At 53.7% G+C, this 23,298-nt stretch carries 23 protein-coding genes; 16 read left to right on the top strand and 7 right to left on the bottom strand.

The genetic code is table 11. From position 1 onward, the window contains the following. The first annotated feature begins 175 nt into the window (after window positions 1–175). From DG177_RS09725 to DG177_RS09745, 5 genes are all read left to right on the top strand, one after another. On the top strand, window positions 176–1,900 hold the full coding sequence (locus DG177_RS09725; protein WP_108811292.1) for a cation:proton antiporter domain-containing protein: 1,725 nt from the start codon (window positions 176–178) through the stop codon (window positions 1,898–1,900). 136 nt (window positions 1,901–2,036) lie between these two features. Beyond that, window positions 2,037–2,870: a universal stress protein gene (locus DG177_RS09730; RefSeq protein WP_108811293.1), complete on the top strand. Its 834-nt coding sequence runs from the start codon at window positions 2,037–2,039 to the stop codon at window positions 2,868–2,870. Window positions 2,871–2,978: 108 nt separating this feature from the next. Next, window positions 2,979–3,716 carry a GIN domain-containing protein gene (locus DG177_RS09735; RefSeq protein WP_108811294.1) on the top strand — a complete coding sequence of 246 codons (738 nt, stop codon included), beginning with the start codon at window positions 2,979–2,981 and terminating at the stop codon, window positions 3,714–3,716. A 319-nt stretch (window positions 3,717–4,035) separates the two neighbouring features. After that, window positions 4,036–4,659: a methyltransferase domain-containing protein gene (locus DG177_RS09740; protein WP_108811295.1), complete on the top strand. Its 624-nt coding sequence runs from the start codon at window positions 4,036–4,038 to the stop codon at window positions 4,657–4,659. Continuing rightward, the gene (locus DG177_RS09745) at window positions 4,656–5,363 is read left to right on the top strand and encodes a GIN domain-containing protein (RefSeq protein ID WP_337658705.1); all 708 of its coding nucleotides are present in this window, start codon (window positions 4,656–4,658) and stop codon (window positions 5,361–5,363) included. Before DG177_RS09740 ends, DG177_RS09745 begins: the two co-directional genes overlap by 4 nt. Before the next feature lie 22 nt (window positions 5,364–5,385). Here the strand turns inward: DG177_RS09745 and DG177_RS09750 are convergent, their stop codons facing one another. Continuing rightward, on the bottom strand, window positions 5,386–5,595 hold the full coding sequence (locus DG177_RS09750) for a hypothetical protein (RefSeq protein WP_108811297.1): 210 nt from the start codon (window positions 5,593–5,595) through the stop codon (window positions 5,386–5,388). A 73-nt stretch (window positions 5,596–5,668) separates the two neighbouring features. Between DG177_RS09750 and DG177_RS17875 the strand changes: the two genes are divergently transcribed. Both DG177_RS17875 and DG177_RS09760 read left to right on the top strand, forming a co-directional pair. Continuing rightward, a complete protein-coding gene (locus tag DG177_RS17875) occupies window positions 5,669–5,986 on the top strand; it encodes a hypothetical protein (RefSeq protein WP_443216416.1) in 318 nt (105 codons plus the stop codon). A 72-nt stretch (window positions 5,987–6,058) separates the two neighbouring features. Continuing rightward, window positions 6,059–7,414, top strand: a complete 1,356-nt coding sequence (locus DG177_RS09760) for a DUF7133 domain-containing protein (RefSeq protein ID WP_108812909.1) — start codon at window positions 6,059–6,061, stop codon at window positions 7,412–7,414. 1 nt (window position 7,415) lies between these two features. Here DG177_RS09760 and DG177_RS09765 read toward each other — a convergent pair whose 3' ends face one another. Both DG177_RS09765 and DG177_RS09770 read right to left on the bottom strand, forming a co-directional pair. Then, window positions 7,416–8,258 (bottom strand): ATP-binding protein, encoded by an 843-nt coding sequence (locus DG177_RS09765; RefSeq protein WP_337658706.1) that lies wholly within the window; start codon window positions 8,256–8,258, stop codon window positions 7,416–7,418. Window position 8,259: 1 nt separating this feature from the next. Next, the gene (locus DG177_RS09770; protein WP_108811299.1) at window positions 8,260–10,011 is read right to left on the bottom strand and encodes an acyl-CoA dehydrogenase family protein; all 1,752 of its coding nucleotides are present in this window, start codon (window positions 10,009–10,011) and stop codon (window positions 8,260–8,262) included. 52 nt (window positions 10,012–10,063) lie between these two features. Between DG177_RS09770 and DG177_RS09775 the strand changes: the two genes are divergently transcribed. The 7 genes from DG177_RS09775 (at window position 10,064) to DG177_RS09805 (ending at window position 17,953) form a co-directional block, all read left to right on the top strand. Next, window positions 10,064–11,023, top strand: a complete 960-nt coding sequence (locus tag DG177_RS09775) for an L-threonylcarbamoyladenylate synthase (RefSeq protein WP_108811300.1) — start codon at window positions 10,064–10,066, stop codon at window positions 11,021–11,023. Window positions 11,024–11,133: 110 nt separating this feature from the next. Next, entirely contained in the window at window positions 11,134–11,856 is a 723-nt protein-coding gene (gene aqpZ, locus DG177_RS09780; RefSeq protein ID WP_108811301.1) for an aquaporin Z, read from the top strand. Between the two features lie 141 nt (window positions 11,857–11,997). Continuing rightward, window positions 11,998–13,065: an efflux RND transporter periplasmic adaptor subunit gene (locus DG177_RS09785; protein ID WP_108811302.1), complete on the top strand. Its 1,068-nt coding sequence runs from the start codon at window positions 11,998–12,000 to the stop codon at window positions 13,063–13,065. 35 nt (window positions 13,066–13,100) lie between these two features. Beyond that, window positions 13,101–16,184, top strand: coding sequence for an efflux RND transporter permease subunit (locus DG177_RS09790; RefSeq protein WP_108811303.1), 3,084 nt, complete (start codon window positions 13,101–13,103; stop codon window positions 16,182–16,184). Between the two features lie 15 nt (window positions 16,185–16,199). Beyond that, complete coding sequence (gene msrA / locus DG177_RS09795) at window positions 16,200–16,727, top strand: peptide-methionine (S)-S-oxide reductase MsrA (RefSeq protein WP_108811304.1); 528 nt, start codon at window positions 16,200–16,202, stop codon at window positions 16,725–16,727. Between the two features lie 4 nt (window positions 16,728–16,731). Then, window positions 16,732–17,607: a UTP--glucose-1-phosphate uridylyltransferase gene (locus DG177_RS09800; RefSeq protein WP_337659029.1), complete on the top strand. Its 876-nt coding sequence runs from the start codon at window positions 16,732–16,734 to the stop codon at window positions 17,605–17,607. 76 nt (window positions 17,608–17,683) lie between these two features. Next, on the top strand, window positions 17,684–17,953 hold the full coding sequence (locus DG177_RS09805; RefSeq protein ID WP_108811306.1) for a DUF6726 family protein: 270 nt from the start codon (window positions 17,684–17,686) through the stop codon (window positions 17,951–17,953). A gap of 13 nt (window positions 17,954–17,966) precedes the next feature. Here the strand turns inward: DG177_RS09805 and DG177_RS09810 are convergent, their stop codons facing one another. The 3 genes from DG177_RS09810 to DG177_RS09820 all read right to left on the bottom strand — a co-directional run bounded on the left by DG177_RS09810 (window position 17,967) and on the right by DG177_RS09820 (window position 20,770). After that, window positions 17,967–18,998, bottom strand: a complete 1,032-nt coding sequence (locus tag DG177_RS09810) for a M48 family metallopeptidase (protein ID WP_337658707.1) — start codon at window positions 18,996–18,998, stop codon at window positions 17,967–17,969. A 9-nt stretch (window positions 18,999–19,007) separates the two neighbouring features. Further along, window positions 19,008–19,688, bottom strand: a complete 681-nt coding sequence (locus DG177_RS09815; protein ID WP_108811308.1) for a LysE family transporter — start codon at window positions 19,686–19,688, stop codon at window positions 19,008–19,010. 191 nt (window positions 19,689–19,879) lie between these two features. Further along, on the bottom strand, window positions 19,880–20,770 hold the full coding sequence (locus tag DG177_RS09820; protein WP_108811309.1) for a LysR substrate-binding domain-containing protein: 891 nt from the start codon (window positions 20,768–20,770) through the stop codon (window positions 19,880–19,882). 146 nt (window positions 20,771–20,916) lie between these two features. Between DG177_RS09820 and DG177_RS09825 the strand changes: the two genes are divergently transcribed. After that, window positions 20,917–21,633, top strand: a complete 717-nt coding sequence (locus DG177_RS09825; protein ID WP_108811310.1) for a pirin family protein — start codon at window positions 20,917–20,919, stop codon at window positions 21,631–21,633. Between the two features lie 77 nt (window positions 21,634–21,710). After that, the gene (gene wrbA / locus DG177_RS09830; RefSeq protein WP_108811311.1) at window positions 21,711–22,310 is read left to right on the top strand and encodes an NAD(P)H:quinone oxidoreductase; all 600 of its coding nucleotides are present in this window, start codon (window positions 21,711–21,713) and stop codon (window positions 22,308–22,310) included. Window positions 22,311–22,378: 68 nt separating this feature from the next. Here wrbA and DG177_RS09835 read toward each other — a convergent pair whose 3' ends face one another. Continuing rightward, complete coding sequence (locus DG177_RS09835; protein ID WP_108811312.1) at window positions 22,379–23,182, bottom strand: PEPxxWA-CTERM sorting domain-containing protein; 804 nt, start codon at window positions 23,180–23,182, stop codon at window positions 22,379–22,381. Between the last annotated feature and the right edge of the window lie 116 nt (window positions 23,183–23,298).

Raw genomic sequence — 23,298 nt, forward strand, 5'->3', positions numbered from 1 at the left:
TTGCACATACCGGTTTTCGAGCCGTTGATTCAGATCAATCTCATGGATGAAATCCGCTGATAGATACCCTGCTTATCAACTTTGCCAGAACGGCAGCAATATTCTTGAAACGACGGGAAATGGCGCATACCATCCGCCCATACAGATCCCTTAGCATCTTACCCAAGGCCTGACCGTGCATCCTGAAATACCCTATCTTCGGGAAACCATCATCTTCCTGGTCGCCGCCGGACTGGTCGTGCCGTTGGTTCGCAAAGCTGGGATCAGTGCTGTGCTGGGCTTTCTGTTTGTCGGCCTGGTCATTGGGCCATACGGTGTCGGTCGGCTGGTTGGTGAAACGCCAGTACTGGAGCTGATGGTTATCGCCGATGTAGAAGGCGTCCGCCGCTTTGCCGAGCTGGGGGTCATCTTTCTACTCTTTACCATCGGTCTGGAACTGTCGATCGCGCAATTATGGGGCATGCGGCGTCTTGTCTTCGGCTTTGGCACCGCGCAGGTCACGATCAGCGCTCTGATCATTGGCGTGATCGCCTATCTCTTTGGCAATTCTCTTGTCGCTTCGACAATATTCGGTCTGTGTCTAGCGCTCTCTTCCACGGCGCTGGTGATGCAATTGCTTACCGAGACGCGGCGGCTCAGTATGCCGGCCGGCCGCGCGAGTTTCGGGGTGCTTTTACTTCAGGATCTTGCTGTTGTGCCGATATTGTTTTTCGTCGGCATTGCCGGTGCCGAGGTCGAAGGTTCGCTTGCCATTGCAGCACTCAAAGCCATTGGCGAGGCCGGGCTGGTGATTGCGCTGATTTTCCTCGTTGGCCGCATTGCCGTGCGCCCATTCCTGCGCTTTGTTGGCGGCACTGGCAGCCGTGAAGTCTTTATGGCGGCCGTAATATTGCTGGTGCTCATTACCGCAGCACTCACTGCCCTGGCTGGCCTGTCCATGGCGCTCGGCGCGTTTCTCGCCGGACTGCTGTTCGCCGGTACCGAATATCGTCATCAGATCGCCAGCGATATTGAGCCGTTTAAAGGTCTCTTGCTCGGCCTATTCTTCATCTCGGTCGGGATGAGCCTCGATATTCTTGCGGTCTGGGCCGATATCCAATGGGTATTGCTATCCGCACTGGGTCTGCTGTTGATCAAGGGTATCATATTATTCGCCCTCGCCCGCGCCTTTCGTCTGCCCAAAGATGTCGCGGCAGAGACGGCAATTTTAATGAGTCAGGGCGGGGAATTTGCCTTTGTCGTAATCGCCGCCGCTCTGTCCTTTACCTTGCTTGACCCAGATACCGCGCAATTCATGTTGCTGGTTGTCATCGTTACCATGTTTCTCACTCCGCTACTCGCAATAGCAGGACGACGGGTTGGAGAGATTTTGCGGAGGAACAGCGCCGACAACGGCGATATCAAGGCGAATGTGGACGACGAACATCCCGTAATCATAGGCGGCTTTGGCCGGGTTGGCCGTTTGCTTGCACAGTTGCTCGAGGAACAGCGTATTCCCTATGTCGCAATCGATAGCGATCCCGATCTGGTCGCTGCCGAACGCGCCAAAGGCGCGGCGGTCTATTTTGGCGATGCCAGCCAGACGGATCTGCTCAAGCATCTTGGCATAGAAGGGGCAGCCGCCTTTGCGACCACCATGGATGCGCCAGAATCTGCAGAACATGTGATCAAGGCGGTGCATCAGGACTGGCCGCACGTCCCGATAATTGCACGCGCCTGCGATGTCAGCCATGCCGAAAGTCTGCGGGCCAGCGGCGCAAGAAGCGCTGTGCCAGAAACGGTCGAAGCCAGTCTGGAGCTATGCGAACAACTGCTGACCAATATCGGATTTCCGGAAGAAGCCGCTCGCGCGATCGTTGATGACCAGCGGACCTGGCAGACTGACAAGACGCAGGAATAGTCGCGGAACATCATGATCGAATAGACGGGCCCTATGAAAAGGCGCGTCATCAATCGATTTAACAATCTGCCTGTGCCCATGATACTGAGATTTACAGTACTTTACATATTGCAATCTTTTGAAAGACTTATCCCCCATGTCAAATCAATCTGACCAGACGATATTCCTCACCACCGACCTCACCGCACGCGGGGACCGACCAATGGATCGTGCGATCCAGCTGGCAAAGGCCAGAAACGCCAAGCTGGTCGTGTTTCATGTGCTCGAAAAAGGGCGACACGACAGTGCTGCAGTGGATGCGGCGATGACAGAAATCGAACTGGATCTCGACAGCTATGACATCGAAGCTGACATTATCATCGAGCGCGGCGATGTGGTGAGCCAGATTATCGAGCATGCCGAAGCCCACAAGGCGGCGCTGATCGTCGCTGGCGTCGCACGCATAGGCAGGCTTGGCGATCTCGTTATGGGCACACAGCTGGAGCGGATCATCCATCACAGCCCGCTACCTGTGCTGATTGCAAAAAACCGCGCGACCACATTTTATGAGCGACTGGTTGCGGCGAGCGACTTTTCACCGCCGTCAGGCTATGCGATTGAACGGGGCTGCGCCCTGTTCCCCGAACTGCAGGTGCATATCATCAACGCTTTTCATGTCCCGTTTGAAGGCTTTCTGCATTCCGAAACGGCCACCGAAGAATTCAGGACCGAACAGCATTTGCAGATCGCGAAATTTATCGAAAATCGTAAAATATCAGCGGAAATCCGCAAGAAGCTGACCTATAGCGTGGAATATGGAGATACATGTAGCGTCGTCCAGCAGGCATTGAACAATCGCCACACCGATCTCGGCGTGATCGGTACTCATGGAACCGGCGGATTCCGAGCCAATATGATGGGTAGCATGGCCCGTGCGCTGATCACGTATCTGCCTTGCGATATACTGGCCGTACGCCAACCGCCGAAATAACCCGATAGCGATAACATGATGAAAGGCAGAGGTTTTTCCTTCCACTAGGCTCTTGCCATCAAGCGCACCTTGCTGTATTACTATTGCAATACACATTGGAGGGATTTCATGAAAAAACTTTTGTTCGCCGTTCCCCTGCTCGCGCTTACAGCGTGCGAGGGTTCTATTGCCGAGGCTGTTGGCAATGCTGGCATGAGCAGTTTTGCTGACGGCAAAACCATAAGCTCGACAGATACCGATCCTGGAGAATTTGATGGCGTTACGCTGGCTGGCCCAGATAATGTTGTCTTCACCACCGGTTCGGAATTTGCGATCCGGGCAGAAGGCGATGCCGATGCAGTGGAACAGCTGCGCTACAAGCTCAGCGGCAGCCAATTGAAAATTGGTCGGGAAGGCAAAGGTATCTGGAGCGGCGGTTCTGATCGCGTGACTATCTATGTAAGTGCCCCGTCTCTGAAAAGCGCCAAGCTCGCTGGATCGGGCGATATGCAGGTTGATAAGATGGACAGTGACAGTGCAGCTATCAGTGTTGCCGGGTCTGGTAATGTCGCCGTGGCGGAAATGGCCACTCAGACGCTTAGCACCAAGATTGCCGGTTCCGGCAATATAGAAATGGCTGGCACCGCTGATTCGGCAAAAATATCTATAGCTGGCTCAGGCGATGTCGATGCCAAGGCATTGAAAGCAGACACAGCGACCATTAAAATTGCAGGCAGCGGCGATGTGACCATGTCTTCGGACGGCACTGTCGACGCCAAAGTCGCAGGCTCTGGCGATATCAGAGTCCACGGCAAAGCTGAATGCACGAGCAAGACACCGGGATCCGGCAAGGTTAACTGCGGATAAGTCCTGGCAGCCGGATTCCACAGTCCAATATTGGGCGGCTGATTTCACTTTCCTACAGTCAGCGCCTTCTGCTAACCTGTCATCCTTACTTTTCGGGAGGGGGTATTGATGACAGGGCAGCAACCTCAGCGCAGATATCAGAATATCCAGACATCGGAAGCGGCACCGCCGCTCGTCCGCGTAAAAGACCATGTGACATGTGTGGACTTTGAAGGTCTTCCCCTATTCCAAAAAGGGCGTGTGAATTGTGTGAACTTTGGAATGCTATCGCAGTCCGGAAGATATAATCGCGTGCGACAATTTTGCGGAGTAACGATCCATGCCTAATTTCTGGGAAAAACACGCCGTTCCCCGGCTAATCAAATTTGCCTGTTCACAGCCCGCAGTGATGAAAGATCGCAGCGAAATCGTCCCGAAGGCTAACGGTGAGGTGCTCGAACTCGGCTGCGGCGGCGGTATCAACCTGCAATTTTATGATCGATCGAAAGTCGACAAACTGACTGGACTCGATCCGTCCGCCGAACTGCTCGACTATACCCGGCAAGAAGCCAAAACGCTTGGCTTTGACATGGACATATTGGACGGCGTCGGTGAAGCCATGCCCTTTGCCGACGACAGTTTCGATACCGTGTTGACCACCTTTACTCTTTGTTCAGTACAGGAAGGTAAACAAGTCCTGAAAGAAATGCGCAGGGTGTTGAAACCCGGCGGCAAAATCCTGTTCCTCGAACATGGACGCGCGCCGGACAAAGGCCCGGAAAAATGGCAGCAGCGAATCGAACCTGTATGGAAACATATTGCCGGTGGCTGTCATTTGCATCGCCCAGTCTCGAAACTGTTCGCGGTAGAGGGTTTTGCGCTAGAGGATGCAGGCGGGCACTATGCCCCTAAAACGCCCAGATGGCTGGGCTGGATGGAATTTGGAGAAGCAAGGCCGTTATGAAAAATCTCTATGTCTTTTTGTTGCTCAGCTTTGTCGCAATCGTCACCCCGGCAAAGGCGGCAGAACGCAATTTTTCTATCTCCAGTTTTGAAGACATCCGAATTCTCGGCAGCGTCAATGTATTCATCACCACTGATCGCGGCGTATCTGCCAGTGCGGAAGCCGAAAACCGGGAAGTATTGGATCGTGTCTTGCTGCGCAAAAACGGCGGGCAGCTGATTGTTTCAGTCAAACCCTTTAGCGGGGATAATAGCCGTTTCTCGGCAGAAGAACCTGTCACGGTTACGCTCAGCACTTATGTTGTCAAAACGATAACCCATTCGGGATCCGGCACTGTATCCCTCGACAAATTGGGAGGCCGTGATCCCCGCGCCAGATTGACTGGATTTGGCGTGCTGACGATTAATGATGTCGAAGGAGATACGCTCAACGTTACGATGAACGGCGGCGGGCAAATTGTCATAGCCGGTGAAGCGAAAAAAGGCCGGCTCGAATTACTGGGATCCAGCATATTTGACGGATCACAGCTAACGCTCGAGACATTGAACCTTGTCCAGCGCGGACCGGCCAGCAGCCACGTCTTTGTTGAAAAGGAAGCCAATATTTCCAATAGCGGTACCGGAATAATCCAGATTGATGGTCGCCCCAATTGCAGTGTGAAATCCGGCGGATCCGCACAGATTATCTGCGACCCAAAACGCTGACTATTCGTTTGTGAACAACTGCTTAGTGCACAGTTCCGATTGATTGATCGATAGATAGCAATACGCATAGCCGTTCAACCTGGCGCCATTTGCAATAGTGCAGATGATTGCCGACAGACCGACTTTTGTCCGCCCGGTTCGCGGCTTCCAATCCGGCTTCTTCACCGAAATTGGTGATCAAGTGCTCGGCATCGGAGAAATTGGTGGAGTCTATAAATACGGGTAGTTGCAAAACAGGCTCCTGTGCTTATTGAAAACGGGCTTCTAGCGCCGCGTTGTGCAACTACAGGTAGTAGCGATCAGGAATGGAAATTCCGTCAAAGGCAATGGTGAACAAAAGCTTACTTTTCGGTAACGAGACTGTTCTGGCCATTCACCGCCAAGCATGGCATGGGGCCGCCATATTGTCGCGTGAAACGGATTATCGAAGGGAACTCGTGATGGCAGAAGGCTCCGACCCGCAAAGTGGTTCAAACAAAAGCGCCGGTGGTTTTTTCATTGCGGCGGGATGTATCGCTGGCGCCATTATTGGTGGATTTCTCGGACAGCCGTCCATCGGATTTCTGGCGGGGTTAGCAAGCGGTGCTGCAATCGCCGTGGCGGTCTGGTATTTTGATCGTTAGAATCAACTCTGCGCGAGCGGTGATACTGACAGCATGCTTGTCATCGGACGCCGTGCTTCCTATTGTTGGCACATGCTAAAACATATCCGCAATATAACGATACTGATCATCCTGATCGCGATTGGCGCTGGCTATTATCTCACGCGCGGCGATACAGCCCGTTTGCCATTGGAAGCGACTACAGGCGTGCAACCGCAGATCACAAACGTGCGCAAAGAGAATTTTCCAACCATCAATATAGCCGAAGCCGATCCCTGGAAGCCGGGCGAAGGTCCGGTGGCTGCCGAAGGCCTTACCGTAGAGCGTTTTGCCGAAGGGTTGGATCATCCGCGTTCCATGCTTCGCTTGCCCAATGGCGACATATTGGTTGCTGAAACCAACAGCCCGCCACGCACTAATAAAGGTATTGAAGGCTGGATCATGCGGAACCTGATGGGCAAGGCAGGTGCCGGAACGCCCTCAGCCAACCGCATCAGCTTGCTGCGTGACAGCGATGCTGATGGCAAAGTAGACGAGAAATTTGCCCTGCTTGAAAATCTCAATTCGCCGTTTGGCATGGTATTGGTTGAGGACACGCTTTATGTCGCGAATACCAATGACGTGGTGGCCTATCCTTATACCGTCGGCGATACGAAAATCACTAGCGAGGGTCGCAAGGTGGCGAATCTCAATGCCAAGGCACCGAATAATCATTGGACCCGCAATCTGGTCGCCAGCCCTGATGGCAAATATCTGTTTATCGCTGTTGGATCGAACAGCAATATCGGCGAGAACGGAATGGATACCGAGAATGAGCGTGCCGCTGTTCTTCGTGTTGAACTGGCGACCAATGACAAGATTGTTTACTCCGATGGCCTGCGCAATCCGGTCGGTCTGGCCTATGAACCGGTTTCGGGCAAACTTTGGACCGTTGTCAATGAACGGGATATGCTCGGCAGCGACATGGTGCCCGACTATCTGACCGAAGTGGTATTTGCTTCTCATTATGGCTGGCCTTGGCATTTCTGGCGCGGTCATGTTGACCCGCGCGTTGAGCCGAAAAATCTCGACCACCGTCAATATGAGCGGCGTCCGGACTATGGCCTTGGTGCCCATGTCGCACCTCTCGGATTGGCCTTTTCCAATGGCGAAGCTTTAGGCGCGTCGTTTGACAGCGGTGCCGTTGTTGCAAGACATGGTTCTTGGAACCGGAAACCGCTGTCCGGCTATGATGTTGTCTATGTGGACTTTGACGATAAAGGCAAACCGCAGGGCAAACCGCAAATGGTACTGAGCGGCTTTATTGATGATGACGAAAAGGCCCGCGGTCGGCCCACGATGGTGGAGTTTGACCAGACCGGCGCTCTACTGGTGAGTGATGATGTCGGCGGTATTATCTGGCGGGTTTCAAAACCTGGTGCGACAAAACCGAGCGCCGAAGCGGAATAGGCTACCCGATTGGTTTGCCGGCACGCCCAGCGAGCTCGACAACATATTGCCAGGCAACCCGGCCTGATCGACTGCCCCGCTGCTTAGCCCATAGAAGGGCATCTTCGCTGTCAAATTCGAGTGCATGCACTTCTGTATAGCGGCTGATCATGGCCAGATAATCTTCTTGCGAAGCAGCATGGAAACCCAGCCGCAAACCAAAGCGATCCGAAAGCGCCAGCTTGTCATCGATCACGTCGCGCGGATTGATCGGATCGTCCTGCTCCGCCATGTGCCGCGGAACAATATGCCGACGGTTCGATGTCACATAGAGGCGTAGATTGTTCGGCCGCGCCGCCGCGCCGCCCTCCAGCATCGACCGCAACAGGCGCGGAGCAGCGCTTCCTTCTTCGAAACCGATATCATCAATGAACAGCACAAACGCCCGATCGACCTTGCCCAGGATCGCAAACAGATTGGGCAAAGTTTCGAGCATATCGGCACTCGCCTCGACCATCGCGATGTTTGCCCTCGTCTCATGCATTTCGCGGATCACTGACTTGGCGAGAGCAGACTTGCCCATCCCGCGCGATCCCCATAACAAGACATCATGCGCGGCGAAACCGCTCGCAAGCCGTTTGCTGTTTTCCAGCAGCCGTGCTTTTTGATCATCAATCCCGGTCAACAAATCCAGCCCGATCGGAGCAAAATTTTCGATCACCTGAATGGCTTCACCCGTCCAATGAAACGCAGGACCGGAGCTAATATCGGCAGAGCTTGACGGTAAGGGAGACAAACGATCCAAGGCATCGGCAATCCGCTGGAGCGCCGCGCCAATATTCAGACTGCCCTCCCCATCCGTCATATCAGGCGACCAATTCCTCGCTATCGAGGCGATATAATATGTCGGCGCCGTCCATTGCTGCGGCTTTCAAACCGATGGCTTCGGGAACCAGATGGTCAAGATAATAGCGGGTCGTCACCAGTTTCGACTTCAAAAACGGATCATTGCCATCGGCCAGCTCCACCTCGGCAATGCGCTGCTGCTTTTTCATCAACATGCCGCATGTCGCCGTCGCCAGCATGGTCATGAATGGATAGCTTCCAGCAAGCCGGTCATCGATCGAGGCGTCACCACTGGCCATCCATTTGGCGATGTCTTCAACCATCAGGGCCAGTGTCATCAGGGCCTCTTCGTCTTTCGCTTCAGCCTTGATATCAGCAATCAGCATCAACATCGCCTCACCGCCATCAAGACCAAGTTTCCGGCCAACAAGGTCCGCCGCCTGAATACCGTTGGTGCCCTCATAGATCGGCGCGATCCGGGCATCGCGGAAATGCTGGGCGGCTCCGGTTTCTTCAACAAAGCCCATGCCGCCATGGACTTGCACACCGATAGAAGCCACTTCATTGCCAATGTCCGTGCCATAGCCCTTGATCAAAGGAGTCAGGATTTCCGCTCGTGATTTCGCGCCGTCTATGCCCAAAGTCGCCCCGTCCACATGAGCAGTGGCATAATAGAGCAGCGCGCGCGCCGCCTGTGTCAGGGCCTTACTGCGCAAGATCATCCGGCGCACATCCGGATGCTCGATAATCGCAACCGAGTCCTTACTGCCGCTGCCGGCACGGGCCGATTGAACACGGTCATGTGCATATTGGATAGCTTGCTGGGTGGCCCGTTCGGCAATCTGCACACCTTGCGAGCCAACATTGATGCGCGCATTGTTCATCATCGTGAACATGGCTTTCATTCCGCCAAATTCACCGCCAATCATCTCGCCGATACACTCGTCATTCTCGCCATAAGCCATGACACAGGTAGGCGACGCGTGAATGCCCAGCTTGTGCTCGATTGATACACAGGTCACATCATTGGGCGCTGCGCTGTTACCCTCTGCATCCAGATGGAATTTCGGAACGATGAACAAAGAGATGCCGCGCGTTCCTTCCGGTGCGCCGGGCGTACGGGCCAACACCAAATGCACAATATTGTCGGTCAGGTCATGCTCGCCAAAGGTGATGTAAATCTTCTGGCCCTTGATCTTGTACTTCCCGGCATGCTCGCCCTCGGTGATCGGCTCTGCAGTGGATCGCAATGCGCCGACATCGGAGCCCGCCTGCGGTTCGGTCAGGTTCATCGTTCCGGTCCATTCGCCGGAGATCATTTTTTCGAGATAAGTGGTTTTCTGCTCATCGCTGCCATGCGCATGAATTGCCTCAACCGCACCAAAGCTCAGCATCGGGCAAAGCGTGAAGGCGAAATTGGCCGCGCCGCAAGTCTCAAGGATAAGAGCTGACAGAGAATAAGGCAGACCTTGCCCTCCAAATTCTTCTGGACCATCAATTGATGCCCAGCCGCCCTCGACAAACTGGCCATAAGCTTCTTTAAAGCCGGCCGGCATGGTTACACTGCCATTATTCCATTTCGCTCCCACCGTATCACCGGTGCGGTTAATCGGTGCAAATTCACCCACTGCGAACTGCCCAATACCCTCAACAATCGCTTCAACCATGTCTTCACTGGCACCGGCGAAGCGTTCGTGCTGGGCGAGCGCACCGACGTCGGCAATATGTTTCAGGATGAAATTCTGTTCTCTGCTGGGCGCTGTAAAGCTCATCTAATTGGTATCCGCTATTGCTTGAAATCTCGCTGGGCTATAGCGCCCTATCATGTCCGGCTCAAATGATCATATTGACGATAATGCACGACGTTACGGCAAGCAGGCGATATTGGCCGCAGCTGAACGGCTGCAGTCCGGCGGGCTGGTCGCTGTGCCGACCGAAACTGTCTATGGTCTGGCTGCCGATTCGACCAATGCCAGCGCAATAGCGGAGATTTACCGGACCAAAGGACGGCCCGATTTCAACCCATTGATCGTCCATGTGCCGAGCATCCAAGCCGCGGGGAAATTGGGCTTGCTCAACGATCTCGCAGACAGGTTGGCCAAGGAATTCTGGCCCGGGCCGTTAACATTAGTTGTACCCAAAACAGCTGACTGCCCCGTCACGCCCGCAGTGACGGCTGGCCTCGAAACCATCGCCTTGCGCTGTCCGGCACATCACTTGATGCAAAAGTTGCTCGCAACGACAGGGCTTTTTCTGGCGGCACCATCGGCCAATAAAAGCGGCGGCATCAGCCCGACAAAGCCTCAACATGTCGAACATAGTTTAGGCAATGCTGTACCGATGATTTTGGACGGTGGAGCTTGTGAAAGTGGAATCGAATCCACCATTGTCGCGATCAGAGGCGACGATTATCAGATTTTGCGTCCCGGTCCGATAACGACAGAACAACTGGAGAAAAGTACCGGAAAACGGGCGATTGATAAACAGGGCGAAACGATTGAAGCACCGGGACAGCTTGCCAGCCACTATGCTCCCACTAAGCCTGTGCGCCTTAATGCAACGCAGCCAGAACCGGATGACTATCATATCGGTTTTGGGGACATAGGGGGCAATATCAACCTGTCTGTCAGCGGTGACTTGGCCGAAGCCGCAAGCATTCTATTTGCTGCCCTGCATATCGCTGATTCCAGCGATATGCCGCACATTGCGATCGCCCCCATCCCAAAAACCGGCATTGGGGTAGCCATCAATGACCGATTGCAACGCGCAGCCCAAAAAGCCTGACCTTTTACATAGGTTTACCGCCCGAAATTAGACGAAATCACAGAATTGCGCTAAATAACCACTGCGCAGCTCAATAGAGGCTGTGAACATTTCTTGGGGAGGTCAAGAATATGACGGCAGTACAAAAATCACTGGCAGAGTTTCTCGGTACATTTTGGCTTGTTTTTGGCGGGTGCGGCAGTGCAGTTATCGCAGCTGCGTTTCCCGATGTCGGTATCGGCCTGTTGGGTGTCTCGTTGGCCTTTGGTCTAACCGTAGTCACCATGGCCTATGCGATCGGACATATTAGCGGATGCCACCTGAATCCGGCTGTTACTATAGGCCTATGGGCCGGCGGTCGCTTTCCAGCACAAGAAATCCCGGTTTATATTATTGCGCAGCTTGTAGGAGCTGTGGCGGCAGCTGCGGCGCTTTATTTAATCGCGACTGGCAATGCCGACTATGATGTCGCGGTCAATGGCTTGGCGGCCAACGGTGTCGGCGAAAAATCACCCGGCGGATATGCAATGGGAGCCGGTATTGCGATTGAGATATTGCTGACCTTCTTTTTCCTTATGATCATATTGGGCGCAACGGATGGCCGGGCACCAGCAGGCTTTGCACCATTGGCCATTGGCCTGGGTCTAACATTGATCCATCTCATCAGTATTCCAGTAACCAACACGTCCGTTAATCCGGCGCGAAGCACTGGTCCCGCACTGATCGAAGGCGGTATCGCTTTGTCTCAGCTTTGGATATTCTGGGTCGCGCCCATCATCGGTGCGGTGTTGGCTGGCATTACGTATAAATTTGTTGGCGGTGACGGCCAGAATGTTGGTGGCACGAAAGACTAATATTCTCATCAACATATAATGAAAAAGCCAAAGGGCCGGTCTGATGTTCCGGCCCTTTTCGTTGCAAATCGCAATTTTCTGTTTGTCAGGGCCGTTTCGCGACTTATGAAGGAGCGTCGGGAGGGGACAAGATAGGTATATATGGCGGGGCGTAGTCAAAAATATTTGTGTCAAAAGTCGCTGGCCCTGATGGCAACGGCCTTGCTGTTCGGTTGCAGTGGAACCGAGGCAGAGGAACAACCGAAAGACCGAGACCCCATCCCCGCAGCGACGATCACTGTCCAGGCTGCTAGCCAGAATGAAACCATCACCGCCGCAGGTACGGTACGTCTTCGCAGGGAGACAGAATTAGGGTTTACGACATCCGGACAAGTTGCATCGGTACGCTATGAAGAAGGCGACCGAGTAAAACGCGGTGCCACGCTGGCAGCGCTGGATAACAGCACCGTATCCGCCGACCTGGAATCCGCACAGGCAGAGCTGGACCGGACAGAAGCGGATTTTCAAAGGATCAAATCTCTCTTCGCCGATGGCTGGGTCACCAAAGCGCGCCTGGAGCAAGCCGAAGCCGCGATGCGGGCGGCCAAGGCGCGTGTCAACGCGAGCAGTTTTGCTAGTAGAACGTCCCATATTCATGCACCGAGCAATGGCATCATCCTCAGCAGAAATATCGATGCTGGGCAGATTGTGAACGCCGGTACAACCGTTCTGGTCCTCGGTGAAACAGACAAAGGCTTTGTCTTGAAAGTCCCGTTGACCGATGCGGACGCATCCCGTGTTCGGGTGGGCATGCGCGCCAATGTCGCGATATCTGCGGTTTCAGACAAGCCCATCGAGGCTGTGGTTAGCGAAAAGGACGGTCGGGCAGACGAACAGACCGGAACCTTCGAGATCAGCTTTCTGCTACCTGCCAATGAGCGGCTGCGCTCCGGTCAGTTGGGAACCGTTGATATTGAAGTGTCGCGCGATAGTGATGGATCTGTCGCCGTTCCGGCAACTGCAATATTTGGAGTCCGCTCGGGTGAAGGTCTTGTCTATATTGTCGACGAGAAGAAACGAGTCAAAGCGCGCAATGTGGCCATCGGAAAATTGACCGACAACAATCTGGAAATAACCTCAGGATTGGCAGAAGGTGATGTTGTGGTTGCGCGCGGTGTCGAAAAATTGCGCGATGGCAACGTCATCAAGCCGATCAGAACGAAAAAATGAATTGGACCCGATATCCTTTGGTGAGAATTCCATAGATGCTCGCTAAATTCGTCATAGAGCGTTGGCAGCTGTCCCTTATCCTGTTCTCGCTGCTCGTAGTTTTGGGCATCAGCGCCCTGTCGAATATTACGAGGGCCGTTGATCCCCATTTTCCCATTCCGGTTGTCAGCATCATCGCGATCCTACCCGGTGCGGATGCACAGGATATGGAAGAGACCGTCGCCAAGCCGATCGAGGAGGCTGTGCAAAGCCTGGATGATATAAAGGAAGTCCGCTCCAACAGCACCGATGGTGGCAGCACAATCACAGTCGAATTTACCGATTGGACGGGGGATGTAGAGGGCTATTTTGACGATGTTGTCCGGGAAGTTAATGCCATTCGTGAGACATTGCCCCAAAATCTCCAACGTCTGGAATTTCGAAAGGTTCGCACCACCGAAGCTGCAGTGTTGCAACTCGCACTGGTCAGTGAAACCGCATCTTGGCGAAGGCTGGACAAATATGCCGACGATCTCGTTGATAATCTAACCCGCTATCCCGGCGTCCGCGAAGCGAGGATATTTGGTCTGCCGCAACCAGAAATCAGCGTCGAGATTGATTCAGCGCGCTTGTCAGAGCTGCAAGTCCCTGCGAGCGCGGTTGCCGATGCTTTGAAACAAGGCGGGATAGAGCTTCCCGGTGGAGCCGTGCAAAGTGGTAATCGACGACTCAATGTCAAAGCGGGTGGCGCTTTTCGCAGCCTGGAAACCATTCGAAATTTGCCGCTCCGCGCAGCGGAAGGCGCATTGCTGACCGTTCAGGATGTAGCAACCGTCAAATGGGGCGCGGCGGAGCAAATTTACCGCACACGGCATAATGGCAAACGGGCAGTAATTGTAACCGCAACCCAAAAGGACGGCGTTGATGTAACCCGGCTGAGGAAAGAATTAGACACAGAACTGACCTATCAGCGGGCTACCTTGCCTCCGGATATTAAGCTGGCACTACAATTTGATCAGAGCCGCGACGTCACGCGCCGGTTGAATGAATTGACACGCGATTTTGCAATTGCCGTCGGGTTGGTGATTTTTACCTTATTACCGCTTGGTCGGCGCGCATCGGCAATGGTGATGATTTCGATTCCATTGTCATTGGCATCAGGTCTGCTCGTTCTCTATGCAATGGGTTATAATCTTAGCCAGCTTTCCATCGCCGGTTTCATTGTCTCATTGGGCCTGTTGGTCGATGACTCTATTGTCGTTACAGAGAATATCGCACGCCATTTGCGGATGGGAAAAACGCGAACGCAGGCAGCCATCGAAGCCACTTTGGAGATCCGCGGCGCTGTTATCGGATCCACTTTCGTTCTTATCTTCGCTTTTGCGCCGCTTCTCTTCCTGCCAGGTGGAGCCGGCTCGTATACCCGTTCTTTTTATCTCGCGATTATGATGACCGTCGCGGCATCGCTGGTCATTTCACTATCCTTAATCCCGTTTCTGGCTAGCCGAATGTTACGCCGGGACGAAAATCCAGAGGGCAATGCCCTTTTGCGTTGGTTGAACGACAGAATCCAAACCTTCTACAGCCCGCTCTTGCATATCGCTTTGGGTGCGCCGCGGCGGACTGTGTTTCTTGCCATGATGCTATGCATATCGGCCTTTGCACTTGTCCCCTTAATGGGTTTCTCGCTTTTCCCAAATTCGGATTCCCCTTATTTCCGGGTTTCGGTGGAAACCGAACAGGGCAGCAGCTTGAATCAAACTGATCAGGTTGTCAGTCAGGTCGCAAAAATCATGGAGGCTGAACCATCGATCAAAGTCCGGGCCGAGAATATCGGTGCCGGAAACCCGCAGGTCTTTTACAATATTTTTGTCAGTGCCGAACGCACCAACTATGGTGAAGTGCTGGCGGTGCTCGATGAATGGGATGCAGATGACGGGCCGGAATTGATCGAACGCTTGCGAACAAAATTTGATGCTATCGCGGGCGCCCGCATAAAATTGGAACCCTTTCAAAATGGCCCGCCGATTGAAGCGCCAGTGGCCATTGAGATATCGGGGCCACAGCTGGATGTCTTGAAAGACCTGGCCGGGCAGGTTGAGGATATCTTGCGCGACACAAGCGGCGCGAGAGACATTGATAACCCGATCAGGACAGATAAAATCGATCTTGATATCGGATTGGACGAGAGAAAGGCGGCACTGCTTAATATCCCGCCAGGCGAGGCACGCAGGGCTATTCAATTGGCGATAAGCGGCGAACGCGCAGCGACTTTTCGAGATGAAGAAGGCGATAATTATCCGGTAACGGTTCGCTTGCCGTTAAATGGAACGCAACCAGTTTCTGTCTTGGATGATATTTACCTAGCCACACGCGGCGGTGATCCAGTCGCATTGTCCCAAGTCACCAATCCAAAGCTGACCAACGTGCCTCCGCAAATCCAACGCCGCCAGTTGGAGCGATCCGTTACGGTTACAGCGCAGCTCGAATATAATGAAGTAGCATCCATCGTAACCAATGATGCAGTAAAGGAAATTCAAAAAATTGATTTTCCAGAGGGCTATTCTTTCTCCGTTGGCGGGGAAAGCGAGTCTATTGGTGACACATTCGGCGATCTGGGACCGATTGTCTTCACAGCCATTCTTTTCATTATGGCGATTCTGGTTGCTGAATTTGGTCGCTTCAGAGAGACAGTCGTGGTTGCAGGTGTTATTCCGTTGGGCACATTTGGCGGATTAATTGCCCAATATCTGACTGGCGATGCGCTTAGTTTCATGGGTGTAATCGGCTTTATTGCTTTGATTGGCATAGAGATAAAAAACTCCATTCTGCTCGTCGACTTTACCGCCCAGTTGCGCGAACGAGGGATGCCTTTGCGGGAAGCTATTGAAAAAGCCGGTGAGGTCCGGTTTTTGCCAGTCTTATTGACATCCGTTACCGCAATTGGTGGTTTATTGCCTTTGGCCTTGCTGGGCGGAACACTTTACGCACCGGTTGCGATCATTATTATCGGCGGCTTGATAAGCTCGACCTTGCTTTCCCGCGTTGTGACCCCAGCTATGTATTTGCTTATCGCGCGGCGTGATGAGGAAAAGAAAAATGGTGGCACCCCTGCTCCCGACCAAGTAGCGCCCGCCTAAAAGGAGTTTGTGACAATGCAGGAAGCGATTTTTGCCGGCGGCTGTTTCTGGTGCACAGAAGCGGTGTTCAATGACATTGCTGGTGTGCACAGCGTCGAAAGCGGCTATATTGGCGGGGAGAATGCCAATCCCACTTATCGGCAGGTCTGTTCCGGCACGACCGGTCATGCAGAAGGAATCAAAATCGGATTTGATCCTGAAGAGGTGAGCTATGACGACCTGCTCGATATTTTCTTTGCGACCCATGATCCGACCCAGCTGAACCGGCAGGGCAATGACATCGGAACGCAGTATAGATCGGCTATCTTCCCTTTGGATGATGATCAGCGCGCTGCGGCTGTCGCGGGCATAGAACGGGCGGGCGCAGAGCGTTCGGAACCCGTTGTAACCACGATAGAAGGGCCGGCAACCTGGTATGTGGCAGAGGATTATCATCAGCAATATTGGGCGGACGAAGGACGCGGTAATCCTTATTGCGTGGCGACTATCCCTCCGAAATTGCAGAAGTTACGAACCAGTTTTGCGGACAAATTGAAGGATTAAAGCCATTTCCATGAAACCGATCAAAAAAGCTGTTTTCCCTGTCGCCGGCATGGGTACGCGCTTCCTGCCTGCGACCAAGGTCATGCCGAAGGAACTCTTCCCGATCGTTGACCGTCCGCTGCTGCAATATGCAGTAGATGAAGCGCTGGAAGCCGGGATCGAGCAGATGATCTTCGTCAATGGGCGCGGCAAGGGAATGATCGAAGATCATTTTGATCTCGCCTATGAGCTGGAACGCACTATGGACGACCGAGGCAAGAATGGCTCAGTGCTCAATGGAACGCGCCTGACACCCGGCAACAGCGTCTTTGTCCGACAACAGGAACCGCTCGGGCTGGGTCACGCAATTTGGTGCGCGCGCGATATTATCGGAGACGAGCCGTTTGCTATCTTCCTGCCTGATGAATTCATGGTTGGTAGCCCTGGTTGCATGAAGCAGATGGTCGATGCTTATGACAAGCTGGGCGGCAATATCGTCTGTGCTCTGGAAATCCCAATTGAGGATACTCCCTCCTATGGGGTGATTGATCCCGGCTATCGCGATGGTCCGATCACCGAAGTCAAAGGCCTAGTCGAGAAACCAGCCGCAGGCACGGCGCCATCCAATTTGATCCTGCCGGGCCGCTATATCTTGCAGCCCGAAGTGATGCGGATATTGGAAACACAGGAAGCGGGCGCCGGAGGCGAAATCCAGCTGACCGATGCCATGGCGCAAATGATCGGCAAACAGCCCTTTCACGGCATGACCTTTGATGGCGCCCGGTATGATTGCGGATCGAAGGCCGGCTATGTTGAAGCCAATCTGGCACTGGCGTTGGCGCATCCGGAAATTGGCGATGACATCCGCATTGTCGCCGAAAAATTGCTGGCAAAGTCATAAGCTTGTAAAGTCTGGCCCCATTGTTCAGCCGGTCTTCATTCAGCAGAGCGCAAGGGGTCGACCGAGGAGATCATCCATGCGCCTATCATCGATATTCATATCATCGCTTGCCCTCACCATGCTGAGCGGCTGCGTCGCCAGCAAAATCGTTACGGCTCCGTTCAAGGCCGCAGGCACGGTTGTCGAAACTGCAGTGGATGCCTCTACCCAGACCGAGTCTGAGAGGGAGGAAGATCTTGGTCGCAAGGTGCTCGCAGAACGCAAGCGGGAACGGGATGCCTGCCTTGACCAAGCGGAGACCAAGGAAGAGCGTAAAGAATGCAAGCGCGCCTATAAAGACGATTAAACCGGACCAGCGGCTACTTGGCCGCGTTCGCCGCGAGCAAGGGCGGTGCAAACTTGCCTGCAACCGGCTCCATTTGCTTCATTTTTGCTATTTCCTCATCAAATAATTTCACGCGTTTCTTCCAGCGATAATGGGTAGATGCGGAAAAAATGCCCTTGCCATGCTGCTTGCCATAGCGAGTCCAGAACCGGATCGCAGCCTGCGGATCATAACCGGCATTGGCCATCAGCCAGACTGATAGCCGATCCGCCTCTATCTCTGCGGCCTTGATCCTTTTTGCACTTTTGCCGAACTGGCCGAAAAAACCGCGATTGACCTTTTGCGCATTCAGACGCTCGCGATGTTTCAACAGGTTATGGGCCAGTTCATGGGCCGCAATCGCGGCGAGTTCGTCATCACTGCGCACATATTCAGCAAGCGTCGATGAAATGCTGACTATTTTTCCGTCAGCGGATGCTTCGCGCTTCGTGCTCACCCGGATTTGAAACTGGCTGGGACATGTCGTTCTGGGTGCGAGGATGACTTGTTGGCTAATGCCACCGCGCTGAATCGTCAGTACCGCCTCACCGTCGACAGCCGCCTCTATCAGCTTCGCCTTCACGGCCGCAATCTGCCGATATTCCGGCTTTTCATTGCTCAGTTTTTCGGTGTCTGCAGCAATATCCTGCACCGCTATCCCGTCAATGGCGGTCAGGCCATCACCGACTGCCAGTTCCGCAACGGCAGCCGGGCTATCGGGTGCAACGGCATTAATGGCGATCGGGCTTGAAAAGCCGAGGGCAATGCGAGCGGTATCTTGGTCGCCATATTGTTGCAGATCATGCAGCAGGATGCCGAGATGCGGAACCGTCTCCTTGCAAAATTCTGCGTTGGCCGCGACCAACCGATAGCCGGTGGCATGCATGCGCTGGTCAAGCCGCTGCAAGGATTGAAGCGCCTGCACGGCTTGAGAATCGATTGCCTGGCCTTCCACTGACTGTGCAGTGCCTGACTCCGGTTGCGCGACCAGAGTGAAGACAGAAAGAAGGCATAAAAAACGCAACATATGCCTCATCTACCCGAACCCGCCTTTCACGCCGTTGAACGCCAGATCAGCGCCTGCCTCTTCAAGATTGAGGAAGGCCATCACGAGCGCCACACAAATCAGGACGGCAGCCGCTACATATTTGAAAATATCTTGCACCCGGTCGGCACTGCCCAGGCTGCGTGCTCTGGATGCCAGCGCGGCGTAGAAGGTCAGACCCGCAGTTTCGGTCAATATGGTCAGTCCTGCCAATATGCCGAATTGCACCCACAAATTGCCGGTCGGATCAACGAAAGGTGGGATGATCACGGTGTAGAAGAAAAGCGCTTTAGGGTTGGACATATGCACAGCCAGACCGCTCAGAAATCCGCGTTTAAACCCCTCAGCGGTGGCTGCAGATCCACTGAGATTCTGGCTCGCACCGCGGAGCATGGCGATGCCCAGCCAAGCCAGATAGGCCACGCCTAGCCAACGCAAGACAGCATAGGCCGATGGGAACGCTTGAATCATCGCGATCAGACCAAAGGCGGTCAGCGCGTACCAGATGAAATTCCCCACGTTAATCCCGACAATCGGTCCGAGCGCACCGCGCATACCGCCTTGTCGCCCCGCAGGCAGGGCATGGCTAACCGTCACCATGGTCGCCGGCCCCGGCGTGAAACAGAAGGTCAGGTCGGTAATCAGGAAAAGCAATAGGGTCTCGAGCGGCATATCAGACAGGTTCGCTGGGCTTAATATGAACGAGTTTATACGGTTTCGACACAGAATCGCACAAAAGTCATTGCCCCTTTTTTCCGGCGGTGGAATGTGCCCATGCTGCCGACCATCGCTTTCCTGTTATGTATGAAACCATATAGAAACCACCTGATGTAGGACAGAAGATTTTACCGGTGCGGTTTTGATCAGCGAAGATGCTTCTTCAGATAGCTGATTAGCGCATCCACGCGTGCCGGGCGATGGGGCGATGGTGGCATTACAAGGTTCAGTGCCATCGCGCCAAACCGCCATTCCGGTAGGAGGACCTGCAAGGCACCACGGTCAATCGCGTCCTGACAGAGAAAGTCCGGCAGATACCCAATGCCGCGACCTGCTATCAGCGCAGGCAACATGATATCGCCATTGTTGCTACGAAAACGGCACTGGGGCCGAACCGATATTTTTTCCCCCTGGGGTCCGTTCATATGCCACATTTCCGGCGTGGCTTCGTTGGAATAGAGAAAGCAATCATGCTCGGCGAGCTGCTCTGGCCTTGTCGGGGTACTGCGGCGCTCCAGATAGTCTGGTGCGGCAATGAAATAGGCCCGCATGTCGCGCAGGCGAATGGCGCGCAAGCTGCTATCGGGCAGGTCGGCAATGCGAATGGCGAGATCGAATCCCTCTTCAATCAAGTCGACCCGGGCATCGCTCAGCTGCACATCAACCAGTATCTCTGGATATTCACACATGAAATCGGCGATGATCGGCGCGAGATGGGACAAGCCAAAGCTTAAAGGTGCGGCCAGTCGTATCTGGCCGCGCAGCAAATGAGCGGTATCGCGAGCAGCTTCCATCGCCGCCTCTCCATCAGCGGCAATCGCCTGTGCATAAGGAAGCAGCGCTGTCCCCGCAGTAGAAAGGGATATTTTTCGTGAGGTTCGATGGAACAGCACCGTGCCAAGCGATTCCTCCAGGCGGGTGATTGCCTTCGATACCGTTGGTTTGGAAATAGCCAGCTCATGGGCCACGGCAGTAAAACTGCCAAGCCGAGCCGCCGCTGCAAATATCGCCCAGGCTTCAAAGTCAGGAAGGATCATAGTATTTTATTATAGATATTCTGGAAACAATCAATTTCTATATTTGATATTTAAGAAACAATAAGATCTCCCTATTTCTTATGCAAGCAACACGGAAATGCTTCCCGATAAGGATAGCTTAGACGTGAGAGAATAGGAGAATGACTATGATTGAGAAACGCACATTTGCAGACCTGGCCCACATTGATCACGATTGGTTGCAAGCCCGGCATCATTTTTCCTTTGGGCGCTATTGGGATCCGGCCCGGATGGGCTTTGGCCCGATCCGCGTCTGGAATGATGACGAAATCGCTAGCCAGACCGGTTTTCCAATGCATCCGCACGAAAACATGGAAATCATCACCTATGTTCGAGAAGGTTCGATCACCCATCGCGACTCTCTCGGCAATGAAGGCCACACTGGAGCGGGTGATGTGCAAGTGATGAGCGCCGGGACGGGCGTGACCCATAGCGAATATAATCTGGAGGATGAACAGACCCGTCTGTTCCAGATCTGGATCGAACCCCGCGCATCGGGCGGTGATCCGCGCTGGGATGCAAAAACCTTTCCTAAGGGTGATCGTGCTGGACAGCTGGAAATACTGGCCAGCGGCTTTGACGAGGACGTCGACAGCGGTGCCCTGATGATCCGGGCTGATGCACGGCTTTATGGCGCGACCCTGAAACCCGGCACGGTTATCCAGCATGACATCCCACAGGGTGCCCATGTCTACCTGGTCGCCTCCGCTGGTGCATTACGGGTCAATGCCGAAGAGATTGCAGCCCGTGATGCCCTGGCAATCCGCGAGGTCTCCACGCTGGAAATCGAAGCCTTGAATGATGCCGAACTGGTTTTCGTCGAGGCCTTTGAAACGAATAACTGACACCCGCGAAGGAGGGGCGCTCATATACCCCTGAACCTTGAGCGCCCCTTCATTTAACCCCTGAAAGGAGAATGGAAATGGCAAAAATACTCGTCTTATACTACTCGTCTTATGGTCATGTTGACAGTCTGGCTCAGGCCATTGCCGATGGTGCACGGGATGCCGCCGCAGACGTAACCATCGGACGTGTACCTGAAACCGCACCACTGGACGTGGCACAGGCATCGGGTTTCAGCGCCAACGAAGAACATCCGGTGATCGAGCCGGATAGCCTGGCTGACTATGACGGCATTATCGTCGGATCCCCCACCCGCTTTGGCCGGCTATCGAGCCAGATGGCGTCCTTCTGGGATCGCACGGGCGGATTATGGATGAAAGGCGCGCTTGTCGGCAAGGTCGGCGCTTCTTTTACGTCGACAGGTAGCCAGCATGGAGGACAGGAAACGACGCAATATTCAATCCTCAGCAACCTGCTCCATCACGGTATGACTATTGTCGGTCTGGACTATGGTTTTGCCGGACAAATGAATGCTGATGAAATTGTCGGCGGCTCTCCCTATGGCGCATCGACCGTCGCTGGCGGCGATGGCAGCCGAACGCCGCATGATAGTGATCTCGGCGGAGCGAAATATCTTGGCGCGAAGGTCGCGAGAACAGCGGCCAAGCTGATTGCCTGATATTTGAAACAAAAAACCCCGCTGGATCGGCACCAGCGGGGTTTTGTATCTTCGTAAAAACAGTGCGCTTAAGCGTAGCTAACTTTCACATTGGCCTTGCGTTGACGACGCCCATTTGATCTTAGGGCACCGCCAATGGCACCAAAGCCAAAGATCATGAACGCCCATGTCGCAGGCTCAGGCACAGCGCCTGCCAATGAGGACACTTGAGCCAAGACATTTGGTGTGTAGATATTGCGGAAACTGTCACCGTTGCTTCCGCCGCCATCAATATAGAAATCGAGCGGAATGGAAGAATAGTGCACGGCACCGGAACCGAATGAATAGCTGAAATCAACAACATTGCCAGCCGTTCCGTTATTCAGGAAAGCGGTCGCACCTGCAGGCAGGGAGCCCAAAGAAGCATATCCATGATTGGAGCTATTCCCGCCGTCAAGCGTGGTGTCGTCAATTGTTCCACCAGGACCAGTCGTGAAGGGATTTACCGCATTCTCAACATCAATATTTGAGCTGAGGTCTCTGGTAAAGCTGATGGCGCCGCCACCGACTTGACCCAGGCCGGATGCTGCATCCGTTACGTTACGATCATGATAGAGAAAGATGCCGCCATTGCTTACGAAAGAGCCTAAAGCAGCGTTACCAAGCAACGCCGCGGTCTGGCTGTTATTGCTACCATTGAGCACCCAAAGCACTTGAATACCTGCCAGACTTACGGCGTCCAACGAACCCAATATGCTCGCAGTGTTGCCCTGCGCCTGTGCCGCAGCCTGCGCATCAGAAGCTGCGCTACCAAAAACGCCAAAAACAGTCGCGGCATTTGCAGAGGTGCTAAACGCAACCACCGAAACCGCAGTCAATAAAATCTTTTTCATATTAATACCCCAATACAGGCGGGAGACTCGAGGTATCCCAATTATTGCAAACCCTAATAATCTATTAATAACTTTCCGAAGCTTTATCAATGCGCAATTCTGTAAAATCAGAATTG

Source organism: Sphingorhabdus sp. Alg231-15 (assembly GCF_900149705.1).
Lineage (GTDB): Bacteria > Pseudomonadota > Alphaproteobacteria > Sphingomonadales > Sphingomonadaceae > Parasphingorhabdus.